At 64.2% G+C, this 16,505-nt stretch carries 14 protein-coding genes and 2 pseudogenes; 9 read left to right on the forward strand and 7 right to left on the reverse strand.

Annotated features, from left to right (window positions below):
• Positions 1 to 64 precede the first annotated feature (64 nt).
• Positions 65 to 1,281: pseudogene (gene alaC, locus ACM62G_RS18655) on the reverse strand (alanine transaminase).
• Positions 1,282 to 1,442: 161 nt separating this feature from the next.
• On the opposite strand from alaC, the gene ACM62G_RS18660 reads away from it, so the two are divergent.
• Positions 1,443 to 1,928 carry a GyrI-like domain-containing protein gene (locus ACM62G_RS18660; protein ID WP_273820328.1) on the forward strand — a complete coding sequence of 162 codons (486 nt, stop codon included), beginning with the start codon at positions 1,443 to 1,445 and terminating at the stop codon, positions 1,926 to 1,928.
• Positions 1,929 to 2,298: 370 nt separating this feature from the next.
• On the opposite strand, the gene ACM62G_RS18665 is transcribed toward ACM62G_RS18660, so the two are convergent.
• The gene (locus ACM62G_RS18665; RefSeq protein ID WP_419735317.1) at positions 2,299 to 3,516 is read right to left on the reverse strand and encodes a hemolysin; all 1,218 of its coding nucleotides are present in this window, start codon (positions 3,514 to 3,516) and stop codon (positions 2,299 to 2,301) included.
• 345 nt (positions 3,517 to 3,861) lie between these two features.
• Between ACM62G_RS18665 and ACM62G_RS18670 the strand changes: the two genes are divergently transcribed.
• From ACM62G_RS18670 to ACM62G_RS18680, 3 genes are all read left to right on the forward strand, one after another.
• Positions 3,862 to 4,206 (forward strand): YciI family protein, encoded by a 345-nt coding sequence (locus ACM62G_RS18670; protein WP_419735318.1) that lies wholly within the window; start codon positions 3,862 to 3,864, stop codon positions 4,204 to 4,206.
• Between the two features lie 64 nt (positions 4,207 to 4,270).
• Positions 4,271 to 4,762, forward strand: a complete 492-nt coding sequence (locus ACM62G_RS18675) for an SRPBCC family protein (protein WP_054056514.1) — start codon at positions 4,271 to 4,273, stop codon at positions 4,760 to 4,762.
• A 5-nt stretch (positions 4,763 to 4,767) separates the two neighbouring features.
• Positions 4,768 to 6,003 carry an RNA polymerase sigma factor gene (locus tag ACM62G_RS18680; protein WP_054056524.1) on the forward strand — a complete coding sequence of 412 codons (1,236 nt, stop codon included), beginning with the start codon at positions 4,768 to 4,770 and terminating at the stop codon, positions 6,001 to 6,003.
• 25 nt (positions 6,004 to 6,028) lie between these two features.
• Here ACM62G_RS18680 and ACM62G_RS18685 read toward each other — a convergent pair whose 3' ends face one another.
• Positions 6,029 to 6,883, reverse strand: a complete 855-nt coding sequence (locus tag ACM62G_RS18685; protein ID WP_419735319.1) for a LysR family transcriptional regulator — start codon at positions 6,881 to 6,883, stop codon at positions 6,029 to 6,031.
• A gap of 89 nt (positions 6,884 to 6,972) precedes the next feature.
• Here ACM62G_RS18685 and ACM62G_RS18690 point away from each other — a divergent pair, with 89 nt between their 5' ends.
• A complete protein-coding gene (locus ACM62G_RS18690) occupies positions 6,973 to 7,404 on the forward strand; it encodes a multidrug/biocide efflux PACE transporter (RefSeq protein ID WP_419735320.1) in 432 nt (143 codons plus the stop codon).
• Between the two features lie 5 nt (positions 7,405 to 7,409).
• Here the strand turns inward: ACM62G_RS18690 and ACM62G_RS18695 are convergent, their stop codons facing one another.
• The gene (locus tag ACM62G_RS18695) at positions 7,410 to 8,318 is read right to left on the reverse strand and encodes a LysR substrate-binding domain-containing protein (protein WP_419735321.1); all 909 of its coding nucleotides are present in this window, start codon (positions 8,316 to 8,318) and stop codon (positions 7,410 to 7,412) included.
• A gap of 112 nt (positions 8,319 to 8,430) precedes the next feature.
• Here ACM62G_RS18695 and ACM62G_RS18700 point away from each other — a divergent pair, with 112 nt between their 5' ends.
• Entirely contained in the window at positions 8,431 to 9,297 is an 867-nt protein-coding gene (locus tag ACM62G_RS18700; RefSeq protein ID WP_419735322.1) for an NmrA family NAD(P)-binding protein, read from the forward strand.
• 67 nt (positions 9,298 to 9,364) lie between these two features.
• On the opposite strand, the gene ACM62G_RS18705 is transcribed toward ACM62G_RS18700, so the two are convergent.
• The gene (locus ACM62G_RS18705) at positions 9,365 to 10,123 is read right to left on the reverse strand and encodes an SDR family NAD(P)-dependent oxidoreductase (protein ID WP_419735323.1); all 759 of its coding nucleotides are present in this window, start codon (positions 10,121 to 10,123) and stop codon (positions 9,365 to 9,367) included.
• Between the two features lie 122 nt (positions 10,124 to 10,245).
• Here ACM62G_RS18705 and ACM62G_RS18710 point away from each other — a divergent pair, with 122 nt between their 5' ends.
• Positions 10,246 to 11,169, forward strand: coding sequence for a LysR family transcriptional regulator (locus tag ACM62G_RS18710; protein ID WP_419735324.1), 924 nt, complete (start codon positions 10,246 to 10,248; stop codon positions 11,167 to 11,169).
• 34 nt (positions 11,170 to 11,203) lie between these two features.
• Here ACM62G_RS18710 and ACM62G_RS18715 read toward each other — a convergent pair.
• A pseudogene (locus tag ACM62G_RS18715) lies at positions 11,204 to 12,810 on the reverse strand (inorganic phosphate transporter).
• Positions 12,811 to 12,961: 151 nt separating this feature from the next.
• Entirely contained in the window at positions 12,962 to 13,984 is a 1,023-nt protein-coding gene (locus ACM62G_RS18720; protein WP_054061595.1) for a transporter, read from the reverse strand.
• 276 nt (positions 13,985 to 14,260) lie between these two features.
• Between ACM62G_RS18720 and ACM62G_RS18725 the strand changes: the two genes are divergently transcribed.
• On the forward strand, positions 14,261 to 15,883 hold the full coding sequence (locus ACM62G_RS18725) for a methyl-accepting chemotaxis protein (protein ID WP_419735325.1): 1,623 nt from the start codon (positions 14,261 to 14,263) through the stop codon (positions 15,881 to 15,883).
• A 120-nt stretch (positions 15,884 to 16,003) separates the two neighbouring features.
• Positions 16,004 to 16,447: a hypothetical protein gene (locus tag ACM62G_RS18730; protein WP_054057924.1), complete on the forward strand. Its 444-nt coding sequence runs from the start codon at positions 16,004 to 16,006 to the stop codon at positions 16,445 to 16,447.
• The last annotated feature ends 58 nt before the right edge of the window (positions 16,448 to 16,505 follow it).

A 16,505-nucleotide genomic window follows, 5' to 3' on the forward strand; every position in this document is an offset into this window, starting at 1 on the left:
GACGCCAAGCGTCATGGGAGGAGTTCCCACGCGGAGCGTGGGAACGAGCGGCAAGGAGGGCGGATCAGCCTTCGGCTTTCTTCACCAGGCCATCGGCGCGGAACATCGTGCGAATCCCGCGTACCGCCTGACGGATACGGTCCTGGTTCTCGATCAGGGCGAAGCGCACGTGGTCGTCACCGTACTCACCGAAACCCACGCCCGGCGAGACACAGACCTTGGCCTCGGCCAGCAGCTTCTTGGCGAACTCCAGCGACCCCAGGTGCGCATAGGCTTCGGGGATCTTCGCCCAGACATACATCGAGGCCTTGGGGTTCTCGACCATCCAGCCCAGTTCATGCAGGCCCTTGACCAGTACGTTGCGGCGTTGCCGGTACTGCTCGGCGATATCCCGCACGCACTGCTGGTCGCCTTCCAGCGCTGCAATGGCTGCCACCTGCAACGGGGTGAAGGTACCGTAGTCGTGGTAGCTCTTGATCCGCGCCAGGGCGCTGACCAGCTCGGGATTGCCGACCATGAAGCCGATCCGCCAGCCGGCCATGTTGTAGCTCTTGGACAGGGTGAAGAATTCCACCGCGATATCCTTGGCGCCCGGCACCTGCATGATCGACGGCGCCTTCCAGCCGTCGTAGACGATATCGGCGTAGGCCAGGTCGTGGATCACCAGCACGTCGTACTGCTTGGCCAGGGCGATCACCCGCTCGAAGAAGTCCAGCTCGACGCACTGGGCGGTGGGGTTCGACGGGAAACCGAGAATCATCATCTTCGGCTTGGGGATCGAGCCGCGAATGGCCTGTTCCAGCTCGGCGAAGAAATCGACACCCGGCACCAGCGGCACCGACCGTACCTGGGCACCGGCGATCACTGCGCCGTAGATATGGATCGGATAGCTCGGGTTGGGCACCAGCACGGTGTCGCCATGGTCGAGGGTGGCGAGCATCAGGTGGGCCAGGCCCTCTTTCGAGCCGATGGTGACGATGGCTTCGCTTTCCGGGTCGATCTCGACGTCGTAGCGGTCCTTGTACCAGTGGGAAATCGCCCGGCGCAGCCGTGGGATGCCCTTGGACGTGGAGTAGCCGTGGGTGTCTTCGCGCTGGGCGACGGTCACCAGTTTTTCGACGATATGCGGCGGAGTCGCGCCGTCGGGGTTACCCATGCTCAGGTCGATGATGTCCTCGCCACGGCGGCGGGCGGCCATCTTCAGCTCGGCAGTGATATTGAATACGTAGGGGGGAGTCGATCGATGCGCGCAAAGCGGCGCGGCGAACCTTGGTCTGCCATGTTGGCCTCTGAGACGTAAGCGCCCGGAACCGTCCGAGCGACGTTGGCCACTGCGGTGGCCTGCGCGGCAGAAGATAATGGCGCCGATGGCACTCTGTCCAGAGTCTTTTTTACTTCTATACTGCGACGCGGCTTCCTTTCTCTGACGGAGATCTGTACCCATGGATGATACCTCGCGCCATGTATTGGCACCGCCACGCTTCGAGCATGGCCACTTTCAATTGATCGCAGGACTGGGCGGGCGCTTCACCGCCGATAGCTCGGCAACCATCCCGGATCTTTGGGATGCCTTCGTACCGCATATCGGAAATGTGCCGGGCCAGTTGGGCGACGAGACCTACGGTATCTGCTGCAATCCCGATGGCAAGGGCGGCTTCGAGTACATTGCCGGCGTCGCGATCAGCAGGCTCGACGATCTGCCCGAACTCTATCGTTGGGTCGAACTGCAGCCCCAGTATTACGCGGTGTTCGAACACCATGGCCCGCTTGCGACCCTGAAACAGACCTTCGAGGCCATCTGGCAGCAGTGGTTGCCCAACTCCGGGCATACCGCAGCCGATGCGCCGGAGTTCGAGCGCTACAGCGCCGACTTCGATCCGCAGGCCGGTACCGGCAAGGTGGAGGTCTGGCTGCCGATCCGCCACTGACCTGCGCCTTCGCCCGGTTGATCTGCGCGGCGCTATTCCCGCTCCTTCTGCGTTCTGGTTTCGCGCCAGAAGTCGAGGTAGAAGGTGACGACGCCAAAGACACTGATGCCGATCAGCACCGTCAGACCAATCTGGAAATTGCTCATGGCTGGACTCCGCAAAACACCGCATCAGGCGGCGACCTGCAGAGAAATAGTGGAAAACCGGCGCGAATGATATCGACTATATGGAAGCTTTACGGGGCGCTCGCGCAATAATACGGCGCGGATATGAAACGCCCCGAAAGTGCTGCCCGCGACCGTCTGCCCCGATCGAGACCGCCGGTGCCGAGCCTCCGGGCATCCGTTGGAAGACCGGAGGCGGTGCCGGTTCAGCGTCCGTGACAGCGAATGACCGCCGAGTGGGTCGCATAACGCCCGGATATCAGGATCTTGCCGTCGGGTTGCAGTTCCAGATGGGAGAAGTAGCTGGTGTCCCCCGGAATGCGGTTGACGTGGCTGATGCCCCGGTCGCCAAAGCCACCATCCACTTCACCATTGCCCTGGTGACGCATCAGCCAGGTCTGGCCGCCATTGTCGACATGACCGACACTGAGGATCATGCCGTCTTCCTGGATGAGGGTTGCCAGACACGACCCGATGCCGGGGAAGGCGAGCGGGCTGCCGGCGTTGAATCCGGGGTCCAGCGTGCCCTCCGTGGTGCTGCGTACCAGCAGGGCGACATCCTCCGAGCGGTTGGCCGAGCCGGCTGCGACGATTTTCTGGTCTGGCTGTACGGCCACGGCGAAGAACGTCGCGTTGCCTTCGCTGATGGATTCGAATTCCAGATAGCCCGCCTCGCCGAAGCGGGTGTCCGGCAGGCCGGTGCTGCCGTAACGCATCAGTACGGCCCGGCGGCCGCGGCGCCCGGCGATCACCAGCCCGCCATCCGCCTGGAGCGCCAGTGCCTCGAAGGCGATGCCGGGTTCCCGCGCGGTGACCACGCCACAGGTTCCGAAACCGGGATCGTAGCTGCCGCTGCTGTCCAGGCGCACGATGACGTCTCTTTCCCCTTCGCCCGCGGCCTGACTCTTCAGCAGCAGGAGGATATGGCCGTCCGCCTGCAGGACGAGCCTGTGCCCACGGCCGGTCCACGGCGCCCGGTAGGGCAGCTGGACTTCGCCGTTGTCGCCAAAGGTCAGGTCCCGTTCGCCGGTGGGCGCAAGGCGTGTGCAAAAGGCCTGCTCACCATCGCGGAAGTTGCCGAGTATCACGAAGTTTTCCTGGTCGTCCTGCACCGCATGGATCAGTGCACGGCCCGCTCCGGGTAAAGGTGTAGCAAAATGACGATAATAAAAACCTTCGGGTTCGAAGTCGGCCAGCATTATATCGGTGGGCTCATCGTCATGAACGCCGATAAACAGATGTCGGCCATCGCGTTGTAATAGCGAAGTGCCGACGAAGCCGGGTCCCGCCTCCGAGAAGATCACGATGCCGTCCCGGTGTTCGCTGAACTCCAGATCCAGCGTGCCAGGCCGCTTCGGCAGCTGTGGGCCGCCGGTTGGCGAGGTGAATGGGGTGTCGTTCGAAGTCCGGTTTCTGATGTCCATTTATCATTGAGTCCTTTCAATTCATTAATTGATCGCCCCGCTGTTCTTTTAAAGCAGCAGGTGCGGATTCATTTAATGGCTGAACGGGAAGTTTGCCCAGTGCTCAAGTTTTACAGTTGATGAGTAACTGATCTCATATATATGGCCATGCTGATATTCAGGTAGGAAACAGCCTGAATGTGGCGGTGGGAAGATTCTACGGCAATGGCTGGCGTGCGGTTTTTTCAGGCCTTTGTCGATCTGCTCGTCTTTCGTTCGACTAACAGGTGTCCGTACCAGGTGCAGGGCATTTCGCCAAACCTGGAAAAACAGCCATAGTTGTTCGACCGTCCGTGGAGACTTCCCATGAAATACCTGTGCCTGATCTACAGCAACGAAGAGGTGCTGCACACCCATCCCGAAAGCCCCCGGGACCCGGAGTGCCTGGCCTACGCGCAGTCGATCCGCGACAGCGGACGCATGCTCGCGGCCGAGCCGCTGGAGCCGGTGCATACCGCGACCACCGTGCGCATGCGTGGCGGCAAGCTGTCGATCACCGACGGGCCGTTCGCCGAAACCAAGGAGCAATTGGCCGGTTTCTACCTGGTCGAGGCCCGTGATCTGAACGAGGCGTTAAAAATTGCCGGGAATATTCCGGCGGCCCGTGTCGGCAGTGTTGAAGTCCGCCCGGTTCGGGAGTTGAATCTCTGAAACGCCGCCGGGATGCCGAGCCCTATGCGGCGATCCATAACAATAAGGAAACAGGAGCCCCGTCATGAGCAGCCTGCCGCTTCAACCGATGCGCGCGGATTACGAGCTATCCATCAGCCGCTTGCTGGAGGCGCCACGCAACGAGGTGTTCCGGGCCTGGACCGAACCCGATCTGCTGGCCCGCTGGTGGGGGCCGCACGGCATGACCACGCCGATCTGCGAGATGCAGTTGTGGGTCGGCGGTCTGTTCCGCACCGTCATGCGGGCACCGGATGGCAGCGAGTATCCCTATCAGGGCGTGTTCCTGGAAATCGCCGCGCCCGAGCGGATCGTCTTCACCGATGCCTTCGCCCCCGGCTGGACGCCGACCGGCAAGCCGTTCATGACGGCGCGGATCACGCTGCAGGAAGCCCCGGGCGGCACCCTTTATACCGCCAGTGCGATGCACTGGAGCGCGGCCGAGCGCGACAGCCACGAGCAGATGGGTTTCCATCAGGGCTGGGGCGAAAGCCTCGACCGGCTGGCCTTGCTGCTCGCGCAGGGGCTGCCGGATTGAGCGAAATCACCCAGGGCATCAGGCAGCGGGTCGAGTCGGTCTATCGGCTGGAGTCGCGGCGGATTCTGGCGACGCTGATTCGTCTGCTCGGTGATTTCGACCTGGCGGAAGAGGCTTTGCACGAAGCGTTCTTCGTCGCTGTCGAGCGTTGGCAACGCGACGGCGTACCGGCCAATCCGCGAGCCTGGCTGGTTTCCACCGGGCGCTTCAAGGCCATCGATACCCTGCGTCGGCGGGCGCGTTTTGCCGCCTCCCAGGAGCGTCTGATCGCCCAGGCCGAACAGCTCGAACAGGCCGAATGGGAGGGCGAGGACCTGCAGGATGACCGGCTGCGCCTGATCTTCACCTGCTGCCACCCGGCGCTCTCGGCCGATGCCCAGGTGCCGCTGACATTGCGCGAAGTCTGCGACCTGACCACCGAGGAAATCGCCCGGGCGTTTCTCTCGACGCCCTCGACCATCGCCCAGCGGATCGTCAGGGCCAAGGCGAAGATCCGCGATGCGCAGATTCCCTACCAGGTACCGACCCTGGGCGAACTGCCCGAACGCCTGGATAGCGTGCTGCGGGTGATTTACCTGGTGTTCAATGAAGGTTATTCGGCCTCCCGGGGCGCCAGCGCGACTCGGGACGAACTGACTGGCGAGGCGATCCGCCTGGCGCGGCTGTTGCTGGAGTTGCTGCCGGACCCGGAAGTCATGGGGTTGCTGGGGCTGATGCTGTTGCACGAATCACGGCGTCAGGCACGGGTTTCGGCCAGTGGCGAACTGGTTCTGCTCGATGTCCAGGATCGCACGCTGTGGAATGCCGAACTGATCGCCGAGGGTTGCAACCTGGTCGAGAGGGCGCTGGCCTCCGGCCGATTCGGCCCTTATGGGCTGCAGGCGGCGATCGCGGCGGTACATGCCGAGGCGGCCAGCGCGGCGGACACCGACTGGGCACAGATTGTCGGGCTTTATGACCTGCTGCTACGGGCCGTGCCGTCGCCGGTGATCGAGCTGAACCGCGCGGTGGCGGTGGCCATGCGCGATGGGCCGCAGGCAGGGTTGCTGCTGCTGGAGCGGATACTTGGGCGCGGCGAGTTGCAGGATTATCACCTGGCGCATTCGGCGCGGGCGGAGTTCTATCGGCGGCTGGGGCGCCTGGAGGAGGCGCGCGAGGCCTATGGGCGGGCGCTGGAACTGACGCAGCAGGAGCCCGAGCAGCGCTTCATCCGCGGGCGCCTGGCGGCATTGGGGAAGTAGGGTTGCCGGGGCTGTTGGCGGCTGATCACTCCAGCATCTTTTCCAGCAACCAACTGCCGGCCGGCCCCGGCGGATGCAGGCGCGACCAGAGGGCATCGACCGCCACCGGCCTCGGCCAGCCGCGTACCTGCAGTTGCACCAGTGAGCCTGCGGCGAAACGCTCCACCAGCCAGCGTGGCAACGCTGCCCAGCCGACGCCACGCTGGGCCATCTCCAACAGCATCAGGTAGCTGGATGACGACCAGACCCGCCCCAGGGCACGGTCTTCGTAAGGATTGACGATACTGGTCAGGCGCAACTCACGGTGCTGGCGCAACGCGCTCTGATCAACCTTGGCCGGGCTGGCCAGGGGATGGCTACGATGGACGAACACGGCGAACTCGGTGCGCTCATCCACTGTGGCACTGCTCAGGTCCGGCGGGTAGCTGTCCTGCTTTTCGGCGAAGCCCACCTGGGCCCGGCCCTGTTGTACCAGTTCCACCACGTCGGCGCATTCGGCGATCAGGCACTCCAGCTCCAGGTCCGGATAACGTGCAGCGAACCCGCTGAGGGCGGCTTCGAAGCGATCGGACTGGTAGGTGTCGGAAATCACCACGGTCAGCTTCGGCTCCAGCCCTTGGGCCAACTGGCTGGCGGCCATTTCCAGTCGATTGCTGGCGGCGAGAATGTCTTCGGCCTTGAGCAGCATCACATGACCGGCCGCTGTCAGGCCGGGTTTGCGGGTGCTGCGGTCGAACAACTCCAGCCCGAGGTCGATCTCCAGGCCGGCTACCGCCGCGCTGATGGTCGACTGGCTTTTGCCCAGCTTGCGCGCGGCGGCGGAAAAGGAGCCGAGGGTGGCGGCCTGGACAAAGGCCTGGAGCACTTCATTGGAGGCCATGAACTATCGTCTTGCTCGATGGTAATTGACTTTTAGTATCTGTATTGGTGGCGATAATCACAAGCCTCGACATTCCGGGGGAGCCCGCCATGAATACCAGCAAGTCCCTTACCGAACGCGTTTTCCAGGCCATTGGCTTCGAATTGTTCGCGGTGCTGCTATGCACCCCACTGTTTGCCTGGGTGATGGCCAAGCCGTTGCTGGACATGGGCGTGGTGACGGTTGCCAACTGCCTGCTCGCCCTGGGTTGGAACGTGCTGTTCAATGGCCTGTTCGACCGGCTGCTCGAGCGCCTGGCCCTGGCGCAGAATGGCTGGACCCGGTTGTTGCACGCGGTGTTGTTCGAGGGTGGGCTGATCGTGGTGAGCGTACCGCTGATCGCCTGGTGGCTGGAGTTGAGTCTGCTGTCGGCGCTGTTGCTGGATATCGGCGTGCTGCTGTTTTTCCTGCCGTACACCTACGTCTACCACTGGGTCTACGACCTGCTGCGCGAGCGGCTGTTGCAGCGGCGCCTGGCCTGAGCGGTTCAGCGCGAGCTGATCTCGATGATGAAGTCGAGAAAGGCCCGGACCTTGGCCGGTGGCAGGTGCCGCGACGGGTACAGCGCATACAGCGGGAAGCGTTCGTCGGGCCAGTCGGGGAACAGTTCCACCAGCCGGCCCGACGCGAGCATCGGTTGCATGCCGAGGTCGAGCACCTGGGCGATCGCGTAGCCGGTCTCGCAGATGCTGTGCAGGGTGCCGACATCGTTGAGCACCAGCCGTGCGTTGTTGCGTACATCGAGCCGCTGACCGCCACGGTGGAATTCCCAGGGAAACGGCCGGCCGGTTTCCGGGTCGCGGAACGATACGCAGACATGCCGCTCATCCTCCATCTCCAGCGGTGTCAGCGGCCGGCCATGGCGCTTGAGATAGGCCGGCGCGGCACAGGTCAGCACCCGCACGTCGAGCAGCTTGCGCGCCACCAGCGACGAGGATGCCGGGTGGCCGAACCGCACCGCCAGGTCGAAGCCGTCGGCGACCACATCACCCAACTGGTCCCGGGTGTAGAGCTCCAGTTGCAACTGCCGATGGCGGCTCATGAATTCGCCCAGTGCCGGACCGAGTATCAGCCGGGAGAAATAGGGATCGATATTCACCCGCAGACGCCCGCGTACGCTGTTGGCACTGCCGCTGGCGTTGTGCGCGGCTTCTTCCAGACCGGCCAGCAGCGGTGCGATTTCCTCATAGAGGCGACTGCCTTCGTCGGTCAGTTTGACCGAACGGGTGGTGCGGTCGAACAGACGGATGCCCAGGCGCTTCTCCAGTCGCGCGATCGCCCGGCTGACGCCGGAGGGGGTCATGTCGAGGCTGTCGGCGGCCTTGGCGAAGCTGCCGCTGTCGACCACGGCACTGAGGACGCCCATGCCGCTGGCCAGGCTGGAATCGAAGCTCATTGATGATTTCCTGTCACTGATCCAATGACATCCATGCTATCGGAGAATGACTGTGCGCTGCGGATAATTCTTTCCACCGCGACAGACGTCGCTTCTCGCTGGAGGAAATTCTATGTATGCAGTCATGGGCACTACCGGTCAGGTCGGCGGCGCCATCGCCCGTCATTTGCTGGCGGCCGGGCAGCCGGTGCGGGCGCTGGTACGCAACGCGGCCAAGGGGCAGCCGTGGGCCGCGCAGGGTTGCCAGGTGGCAGTGGCCGAGGTCGATGATGTGCGGGCGATGGCCCAGGCGTTCAGTGCCGCTGAAGGTGTGTTCGTGATGCTGCCGCCGACTTTTGACCCGACCCCTGGCTTTCCGGAAGCCCGGCAATGGGTGGAAAACCTGCGTTCGGCGTTGGAGCGGGCGCGCCCGGCGAAGGTGGTGTGCCTGTCGACCGTCGGTGCACAGGCGAGCCGGCCGAATCTGCTCACTCAGTTGCAGATCCTCGAACAGGGCCTTGCCGGCCTGGATCTGCCGGTGACGTTCCTGCGTCCGGGCTGGTTCATGGAGAACGCGCTGTGGGACGTGCCGGCGGCCGTAGAAAGTGGGGTGATCCCCAGCTTCCTGCAACCGCTGGACAAGCCGGTGCCGATGGTCGCCACCGAGGATGTCGGTCGGCTGGCGGCGCAACTGCTGCTGGAGAACTGGAGCGGCCAGCGCATCGTCGAGCTGGAGGCGGCACAGCGGGTGACGCCGAATCAGATCGCCGCCGGCTTTGCCGAACTGCTGGGCAGGCCGGTGCGCATGGAGGTGGTCCCCCGGGAGAGCTGGCAGGCGCTGTTCAGCGCCCAGGGCATGAACAACCCGTTGCCGCGGATGCAGATGCTCGATGGTTTCAACGAGGGGTGGATCGAGTTTGCCGGGGCGTCGCGCAAGGGGCGGGTGGAGTTGCTGACGGTGCTCCGGGAGTTGCTGCAGCGCAGTGGTGTGGCTGGCTGACAGGCGTCGTTCTGAGGGCCCTTTCGCGGGCTTGCCCGCGAAAGGGCCCGCCGGCCCCATGCAGAACCTATAGGAACATCCCGCCCGAAGCCTCGATCCGCTGCCCATTGATCCACTGCCCACCGTCCCCGAGCAGCAGCGCGATCGCCCCGCCGATATCCTCCGGCAGGCCGGCCCGGCCGAGTGCGGTGACGCTGGCGACGAAGGCATTCAGTTGCTGGTTGTCACGCACCGAACCACCGCCGAAATCGGTCTCGATGGCGCCGGGGGCCAGCGAGTTCACGCTGATGCCCCGGGCTCCGAGTTCCTTGGCCTGGTAGCGGCTCAGCACCTCCATCGCGCCCTTCATCGCCGCGTAGGTGCCATAACCCGGCAGGCTGAAGCGGGCCAGGCCGCTGGAGATGTTGATGATGCGCCCACCATCGGCCATCAGCGGCAGCAGATGCTGGGTCAGGAAGAACGGGCCCTTGAAGTGGACATTCAACAACTGGTCGAACTGCTCTTCCTGGACGTCGACGAACAGTCCGTGCAGGCCGACGCCGGCATTGTTCACCAGGAAATCGAAACGCGGCTGGCCGAAGGTGCCTTCGAGTACCGCGGCCACGCGGTCGGCGAAGGTCCTGAAGCCGGCGACGACACCGACATCCAACTGCAGCATGGCGGCGCGTGCGCCGAGCCGTTCGACCTCGGCCGCCACGGCCTTGGCCTCGTCCGCCCGGCTGTGGTAGGTGCCGATGATGTCCACACCGCGGGCGGCGAGTTGCAGCGTGGTATTCCTGCCCAGGCCGCGGCTGGCGCCGGTGATCAGTGCGATCTTGCGAGTCATGTCGTATTCCTCGGGTGATGGGTGAGTGTTGGAGAAAGTTTATTTGTCCGTCTGGCAGGCGATAAACTGAGGGAAAACGGAAACACTGATCGCTCTGTCCGAACAATCGGAGTCGCCCTGCCATGAACAAGCTGGAGTTGCTGCGCACCTTCATCCGCGTCACCGAGCTGTCGAGCTTTACCCAGGCCAGCGAGAGCCTGGGGTTGCCCAGGTCGAGTGTTTCCGAGCATGTCCAAACCCTTGAGGACCTGCTGGGCACGCGCCTGTTGCAGCGCACCACGCGCAAGGTCCAGGCGACCCAGGACGGCCTGGTGCTGTACGAACGCAGCAAGGAACTGCTGTCCCAGGTGGATGAGCTGGAGGGGCTGTTCCGCCAGGATGCGAGCCTGCTCGGCGGGCGTATCCGCTTCGACATGCCCAGTGCCATGGCGCGACGGGTGGTGATGCCGCGTCTGCCGGAGTTCATGGCCCGGCATCCGCGGATCGAACTGGAGATCAGCAGCACCGATCGCCGGGTCGATCTGCTCAGCGAAGGCTTCGACTGCGTGCTGCGGGTCGGTGCGCAACCGGATCAGACGGTGGTGGCGCGGCCTGTGAGTTCGCTGCCGGTGGTCAATTGCGCCAGCCCCGCCTATCTGCAACGGCATGGCATGCCGTCGAGCCCGGAAGATCTCGTTGACCATCGGCTGATCCACTATGTCGGCGTACTGGGCTCGCGGTCTTCGGGCTTCGAGTACCTGCACGATGGCAAGCTGATCCAGGTCCCCATGGCCGGCAGCGTCACGGTCAACGGTATCGACTGTTACGAAGGTGCCTGCCTCGGCGGCCTGGGGCTGATCCAGGCGCCGTTGCTGGGGATGGCCCGGCACCTGGAACGCGGCGACCTGATCGAGGTATTGCCCGGGTTTCGGCCGGCGCCGCTGGACGTGTCGCTGCTGTATGCCGGGCAACGGCACCTGCCACGGCGGGTGCGGGTGTTCATGGACTGGCTGGTGCAGGTACTGCATGACGCCTGTGAGGGCGTGAAACGACAAACCCCACCTTGAGGGTGGGGTCTGCGGGTGGAGCCTGAAGGCGGGCTCAGAACAGCTGGGTGAACAGCCAGTACAGGCTGCCCGACAGCAGGATCGCCGCCGGCAGGGTCAGCACCCAGGCCATCGCCAGGTTGCGGATGGTCTTCATCTGCAGGCCGCCGCCATTGGCGACCATGGTCCCGGCCACCCCGAGGACAGCACATGGGTGGTCGATACCGGCAAGCCGTACATGTCCGCCGCGCCGATGGTCAGCATCGCGACCATTTCCGCCGAGGCGCCCTGGGCGTAGGTCAGGTGGCTCTTGCCGATCTTCTCGCCGACGGTGACCACGATCCGCTTCCAGCCGACCAGGGTGCCGAGGCCCAGGGCGATGGCCACGGCGATCTTCACCCACAACGGGATGAAGCGGGTGGCGCCGTCGATCTGTTGCTTGAACAGTTGCAGCTTGCCCTGGGTGTCGGCGTCGAAGTTGCCGACCTTGTTCTTGTCCATCAGGCGAATGGCTTCGGAACTCAGGTACATGTCGTTGCGCACGTTGCCCATGGCCTCGGCGGGTACCTTGGCCAGTGAGCCATAGCCTTTCACCTCCTCACCGATCCGGCCGGTCAGGGCGGCCAGGGCCGGCACCAGGTCCGGCTTTACCTGTTGGGTGCGGATGTATTCGGTGAGCACCGGACGCGGATCGGCCGGGGCGGGTTGCGGGACGGCCTTGACCAGGGCGGTCTGGGTCACTTCGGCCACGGCGGCGAACTGCAGGGCCTGTTCGGCCGGCATGGTGCGGTTCAGCGCGTAGGCCATCGGCAGGGTACCGACCAGGATCAGCATGATCAGGCCCATGCCTTTCTGCCCGTCGTTGGAACCATGGGCAAAGGACACGCCGGTGCAGGTCAGGATCAGCAGGCCACGGATCCACCACGGTGGTGGCTCGTTGCCCTTGGGCGCCTTGTACAGCGCGCGGTTTTTCACGAACAGGCGCAGCGCCACCAGCAGCAGGGCGGCCAGGGCGAAACCGATGAGCGGGGAGAACAGCAGTGCGTAGCCGATCTTGGTCACCTGGCTCCAGTCCACGCCACTGGTGCCGTCGCGGCCATGCATCAGGGCGTTGGCCACGCCGACGCCGATGATCGAGCCGATCAGGGTATGGGACGACGAGGCCGGCAGGCCCAGCCACCAGGTACCGAGGTTCCACAGGATGGCGGCGATCAGCAGGGCGAAGATCATCGCGAAGCCGGAGGACGAACCCACTTGCAGGATCAGCTCCACCGGCAGCAGGGCAATGATGCCGAAGGCCACCGCACCGCTGGACAGCAGCACGCCGAGGAAGTTGAAGCAGCCGGACCAGACCACGGCGAAGTGCGGCGGCAGCGAGTGGGTGTAGATCACGGTGGCCACGGCGTTGGCGGTGTCGTGGAACCCGTTGACGAATTCGAAGCCCAGGGCGATCAGCAGGGCGACGCCGAGCAGCAGGAAGGGCGTCCAGGTGGTGACCACGGTGCCGAGTTCGTGCATGTCATGCACGAGGCTGTAGGCGGTGAACAACAGGCCGACGGCCAGCAGCGCGAAGAAGAGGACGGCGGTGAAGACGTGGGGTTTGCTTTCCAGCTGCGGCCTGCCGTCGCTGGCGGAGGCAGCAGTCAATGAAGGGGTAGCCATGCCTGAAATCCTGTTTGGGAACGGGTATCAGTCATGATCATTGCTAAATGTTACAGAGAGGCTGCCACAGATCAGTATCCGTGGATTTTACCGGGCCGATGGTCTGACAGGCTGCCGCCAGGATGAGCGGGTACACCCTGAACCCGGGGGCTCAGTAATCCTGGCGCTTGCGAAACGCCCAGCGTCCGGCCAGCAGGGTGAAGGTCGCCACCAGCGCCACCAGAATCCAGAACCCTTCCGGGTCGCCGGCCAGCGGGATGCCACCGACGTTCATGCCGAAGAAACCGGCGATGATGTTGATCGGCAGCGCCAGCACCGTGACCACCGTCAGGGTGAACAGGCTGCGGTTGGTCTGTTCGTTGACGGTGGCGGCGATCTCTTCCTGCAGCAACTTGATCCGCTCGCCCAGGGCCTCGAGGTCGCTGAGGATCAGCGAAAACTCCTCGGTGGACTTGCGCAGTTCCTTGACGTCCTCCTTCTGCAGCCACTGTGGCGGGCGGTTGAGCAGCCGCAGCAGCGAGCCCGGCTCAAGGGCCAGCAGCCGTTGCAGGCGCACCAGCACCCGGCGCATGGCACCCAGCTCCGCGCGGTTGATGGTCAGGCGCTGGGCGAGCAACTGGTCCTCGATCTGGTCGACGCTGAGGGTGGTCTTGCGCACGATCTGGGTCAGCACTTCACCCTGGTCGCGCAGCAGGTGCACCAGCAATTCCAGCGGCGAACGGAAGTGTTCGCCGGCCTTGACCGAGGAGCGCAGCTTGTCGACCGAGTGCAGGGGCTGCAGGCGGGCGCTGATCAGCAGCTTGCTGCGTGCGCAGACCCAGAGTGTCGAGACATCCGAGGAGGTCATGCTGCCAAGGTTGAACACCACGTCGTTGACCACCGCCAGCAGGGCGTTGTCGACATGTTCGATGCGGGTCGAGCGTGAGCCTTCGTGCAGGGCTTCGAAGAACTCGTCGGGCAGCGACAGATGGGTGGTCATCCAGCGTTCGCAGGCCGCGTGGGCGAGGTTCAGGTGCAGCCAGAGAAACGCTTCGTCGTCCTCGGGGTTCTGCAGGTAGCGCAGGGCGGTGGCGGAGTCGATTTCCTCGCCGCGCTCGCCGGCGCGAAAGCGAAAACCGTAAAGCAGGCCGAACAGGTCCGGATCGCGGTGACTTTGGTCAAGGCTGTGGTTCATGGAGGCTCGCTGAAATGAAGCGCCCGAAACATTTTTTTACAGGTTCGCTTGAGCCGCATCATCTCAGGGCGTTTTGACATTTTTGTTACGGATTGACGTGCACAATCGCGGCCCATGACCGGTGGTCGGCTCGACTCAAGCGCCGTGCCGGTGCGCCGATGGCGAAGGTGTAGGCTGCGGCGTTTTGGGCCACAAGCCACGATGTCGCTGACAGGGATGTTTTGACTGTTCGCACTCCTGATCGGAGTGCCCAATCCCTGTCCAGAGATATCCACGATGTTGCAGAAATCCTTGAGAGCCCAGATTCTCGCGCTACTGAGCGGCAGCCTGTTGGCGATGCTGTTGATCGCACTGACCTGCTTCCACTTCCTGTCCAACGGCATACGCGACTATCGGGAGCTGATCGGGGGGCCGTTGCTCGCGTCGCAACTGGTGGACGAGGCCAACCTGCGGTTCAAGGAGCAGGTGCAGGAGTGGAAGAACGTCCTGTTACGCGGCAAGCAATCCCAGGACCTGAACCAGTACTGGCGCCAGTTCGAGGATCGCCAGCGTGATGTGCAGGAGATTCTCGGCCGCCTGGCGGCGCAGCCGGCTATCGACAGCAGCCTGAAGGCCCAGGTCGAAAGGCTGCGCGAGGAGCACCGCCAGCTTGGTGTCGCCTATCAGAAGGGCCGTGATGCCTACGTTGCCAGTGGCGCCGATCCGAGTGCCGGCGATCAGGCGGTCAAGGGCGTGGACCGTGCCACCAGCGAGCAGATGAGCGTGCTGGTCAGCCAGTTGCGCAAGGCCGGCGATGCACAGTCGGCCGCCATCAGCGAGGCCGCCGGGCGCACGGTCTGGAGCGGTATCGTGGTGATGCTGGTGTCAGGTCTGCTGATCGCGCTGCTGAGCCTGTGGCTGGTCAATCGCAACCTGGTCGAACCGATTCGCCGCCTGATCGACTATGTGGCGCAACTGAGCCATGGCCGGTTCGCCGAGCGCGTGGCCGCCGACCGCCAGGATGAGCTGGGGCGTCTGGCCGTTGCCGCCAATACCCTGCGGGACTTTCTCGCCGATACGTTCAATCGCCTCAAGCTCAGCACCGCGAACCTGGACAGTGCCAGTGGCGAACTGAACGCGATTGCCGGCCTGATGGCTACGGGTACCCATGAGCAGTTCGAACGGACCGACCAGGTGGCGACGGCGATGACCGAGATGTCCGCCACGGCCCAGGAAGTCGCCCGGCACGCCGCCGCTGCGGCCGGCGCCGCCGACGAAGCCGACCGCTCGGCCCAGCAGGGCGAACTGGTGATGCAGTCGACCATCCAGACCATCACCCGCATGCGCACGGAAATCTCCACGACCGCCACGGTCATTCGCCAGCTGGAAAGCGACAGCGGGCGGATCGGCAAGGTGCTTGAAGTGATCCGCGGGATCGCCGAGCAGACCAACCTGCTGGCGCTCAACGCGGCCATCGAAGCGGCACGGGCCGGCGAGGCCGGACGTGGTTTCGCGGTGGTGGCCGATGAAGTTCGCAGCCTGGCCCAACGCACGGCCGCGTCGATTCTGGAAATCAACCAGATCATCCAGTCGGTGCAGACCGGGGCGGTGGACGCGGCCCAGGCCATCGAGGGCGGCCAGGCCCGCAGCGACGAAAGCGTGGAGCAGGTGACCGAGGCCGGCGCGATGCTCGAGCGCATCACCGCGGCCGTCGAGGCCATCCGTGACATGAACCGGCAGATTGCCACGGCCGCCGAGGAACAGACGTCGGTGGCCGAGGATATTTCCCGCAACCTCACCGAGATCACCGCGATTGCCAGCACCAACCTGGACAACGTCAAGCGCACCGAGGCGGCCAGCACCAACCTGCACGGTCTTTCGGGGCAACTGAACGAAGTCACGGCCAGGCTGGGGGCCTGAGCCTTATCCTGGCGTCGCGGTTGTGTATCGGGATGCTGACCAACGGGATACAGGATAGGTCTCAAACCGGCCAGTCTTCTGTCGATGATGGGGTATCACCACCTCGATAGGGTATTTCCCATGGTCAGCATCACCTCGGTCACCATCACCCCAAGCCAGTCCACCCGTACCGCCACCCAGGCAGCCAGCAGCGACGACAGTACGACGACCGGTACCGTCGCCGCCAGCAGCACCGATACCACCAAGACCGCTGGGACCCAGGCGGCCGCTGGCGGTGGCGCGGCGGGCAGCGGCGACAGCTCCAGTTCGGAGTCCGATACCGTCAAGGCGCTGCGCAAGCAACTGGCCGAGTTGCAGAAGCAGTTGCAGGAACAGGAGCAGCAATTGCAGAAGGCCCAGGCCAGCAACGACAGCGACGAAGCCAAGGCGACTGCCGTGGCCACCGCTTCGGCTCAGGTCGCGACGATTTCCGCCTCGATCCAGACCGTCACCGCGGCCTTGACCCAGGCGCTGCAGGAGTCCGGCAGCAGTACGTCGGGCGGTACCGTCAACACGACCGCCTGAGTGCTTGGACAGCATCTCCCGGGGTTATGGGAGGATGAAAACGAACAAGCCGCACGTT

This window comes from Pseudomonas sp. COR18, from assembly GCF_048568395.1.
Taxonomy (GTDB): Bacteria; Pseudomonadota; Gammaproteobacteria; order Pseudomonadales; family Pseudomonadaceae; genus Aquipseudomonas; species Aquipseudomonas fuscovaginae_B.

Excerpts from the sequence above, each read along its gene's own strand:
- ACM62G_RS18660 (WP_273820328.1), top strand. The coding sequence starts at position 1,443 with ATGGATGATACCTCGCGCCATGTATTGGCACCGCCACGCTTCGAGCAT.
- ACM62G_RS18665 (WP_419735317.1), bottom strand. The coding sequence starts at position 3,516 with ATGGACATCAGAAACCGGACTTCGAACGACACCCCATTCACCTCGCCA.
- ACM62G_RS18670 (WP_419735318.1), top strand. The coding sequence starts at position 3,862 with ATGAAATACCTGTGCCTGATCTACAGCAACGAAGAGGTGCTGCACACC.
- ACM62G_RS18675 (WP_054056514.1), top strand. The coding sequence starts at position 4,271 with ATGAGCAGCCTGCCGCTTCAACCGATGCGCGCGGATTACGAGCTATCC.
- ACM62G_RS18685 (WP_419735319.1), bottom strand. The coding sequence starts at position 6,883 with ATGGCCTCCAATGAAGTGCTCCAGGCCTTTGTCCAGGCCGCCACCCTC.
- ACM62G_RS18690 (WP_419735320.1), top strand. The coding sequence starts at position 6,973 with ATGAATACCAGCAAGTCCCTTACCGAACGCGTTTTCCAGGCCATTGGC.
- ACM62G_RS18695 (WP_419735321.1), bottom strand. The coding sequence starts at position 8,318 with ATGAGCTTCGATTCCAGCCTGGCCAGCGGCATGGGCGTCCTCAGTGCC.
- ACM62G_RS18700 (WP_419735322.1), top strand. The coding sequence starts at position 8,431 with ATGTATGCAGTCATGGGCACTACCGGTCAGGTCGGCGGCGCCATCGCC.
- ACM62G_RS18705 (WP_419735323.1), bottom strand. The coding sequence starts at position 10,123 with ATGACTCGCAAGATCGCACTGATCACCGGCGCCAGCCGCGGCCTGGGC.
- ACM62G_RS18710 (WP_419735324.1), top strand. The coding sequence starts at position 10,246 with ATGAACAAGCTGGAGTTGCTGCGCACCTTCATCCGCGTCACCGAGCTG.
- ACM62G_RS18720 (WP_054061595.1), bottom strand. The coding sequence starts at position 13,984 with ATGAACCACAGCCTTGACCAAAGTCACCGCGATCCGGACCTGTTCGGC.
- ACM62G_RS18725 (WP_419735325.1), top strand. The coding sequence starts at position 14,261 with ATGTTGCAGAAATCCTTGAGAGCCCAGATTCTCGCGCTACTGAGCGGC.
- ACM62G_RS18730 (WP_054057924.1), top strand. The coding sequence starts at position 16,004 with ATGGTCAGCATCACCTCGGTCACCATCACCCCAAGCCAGTCCACCCGT.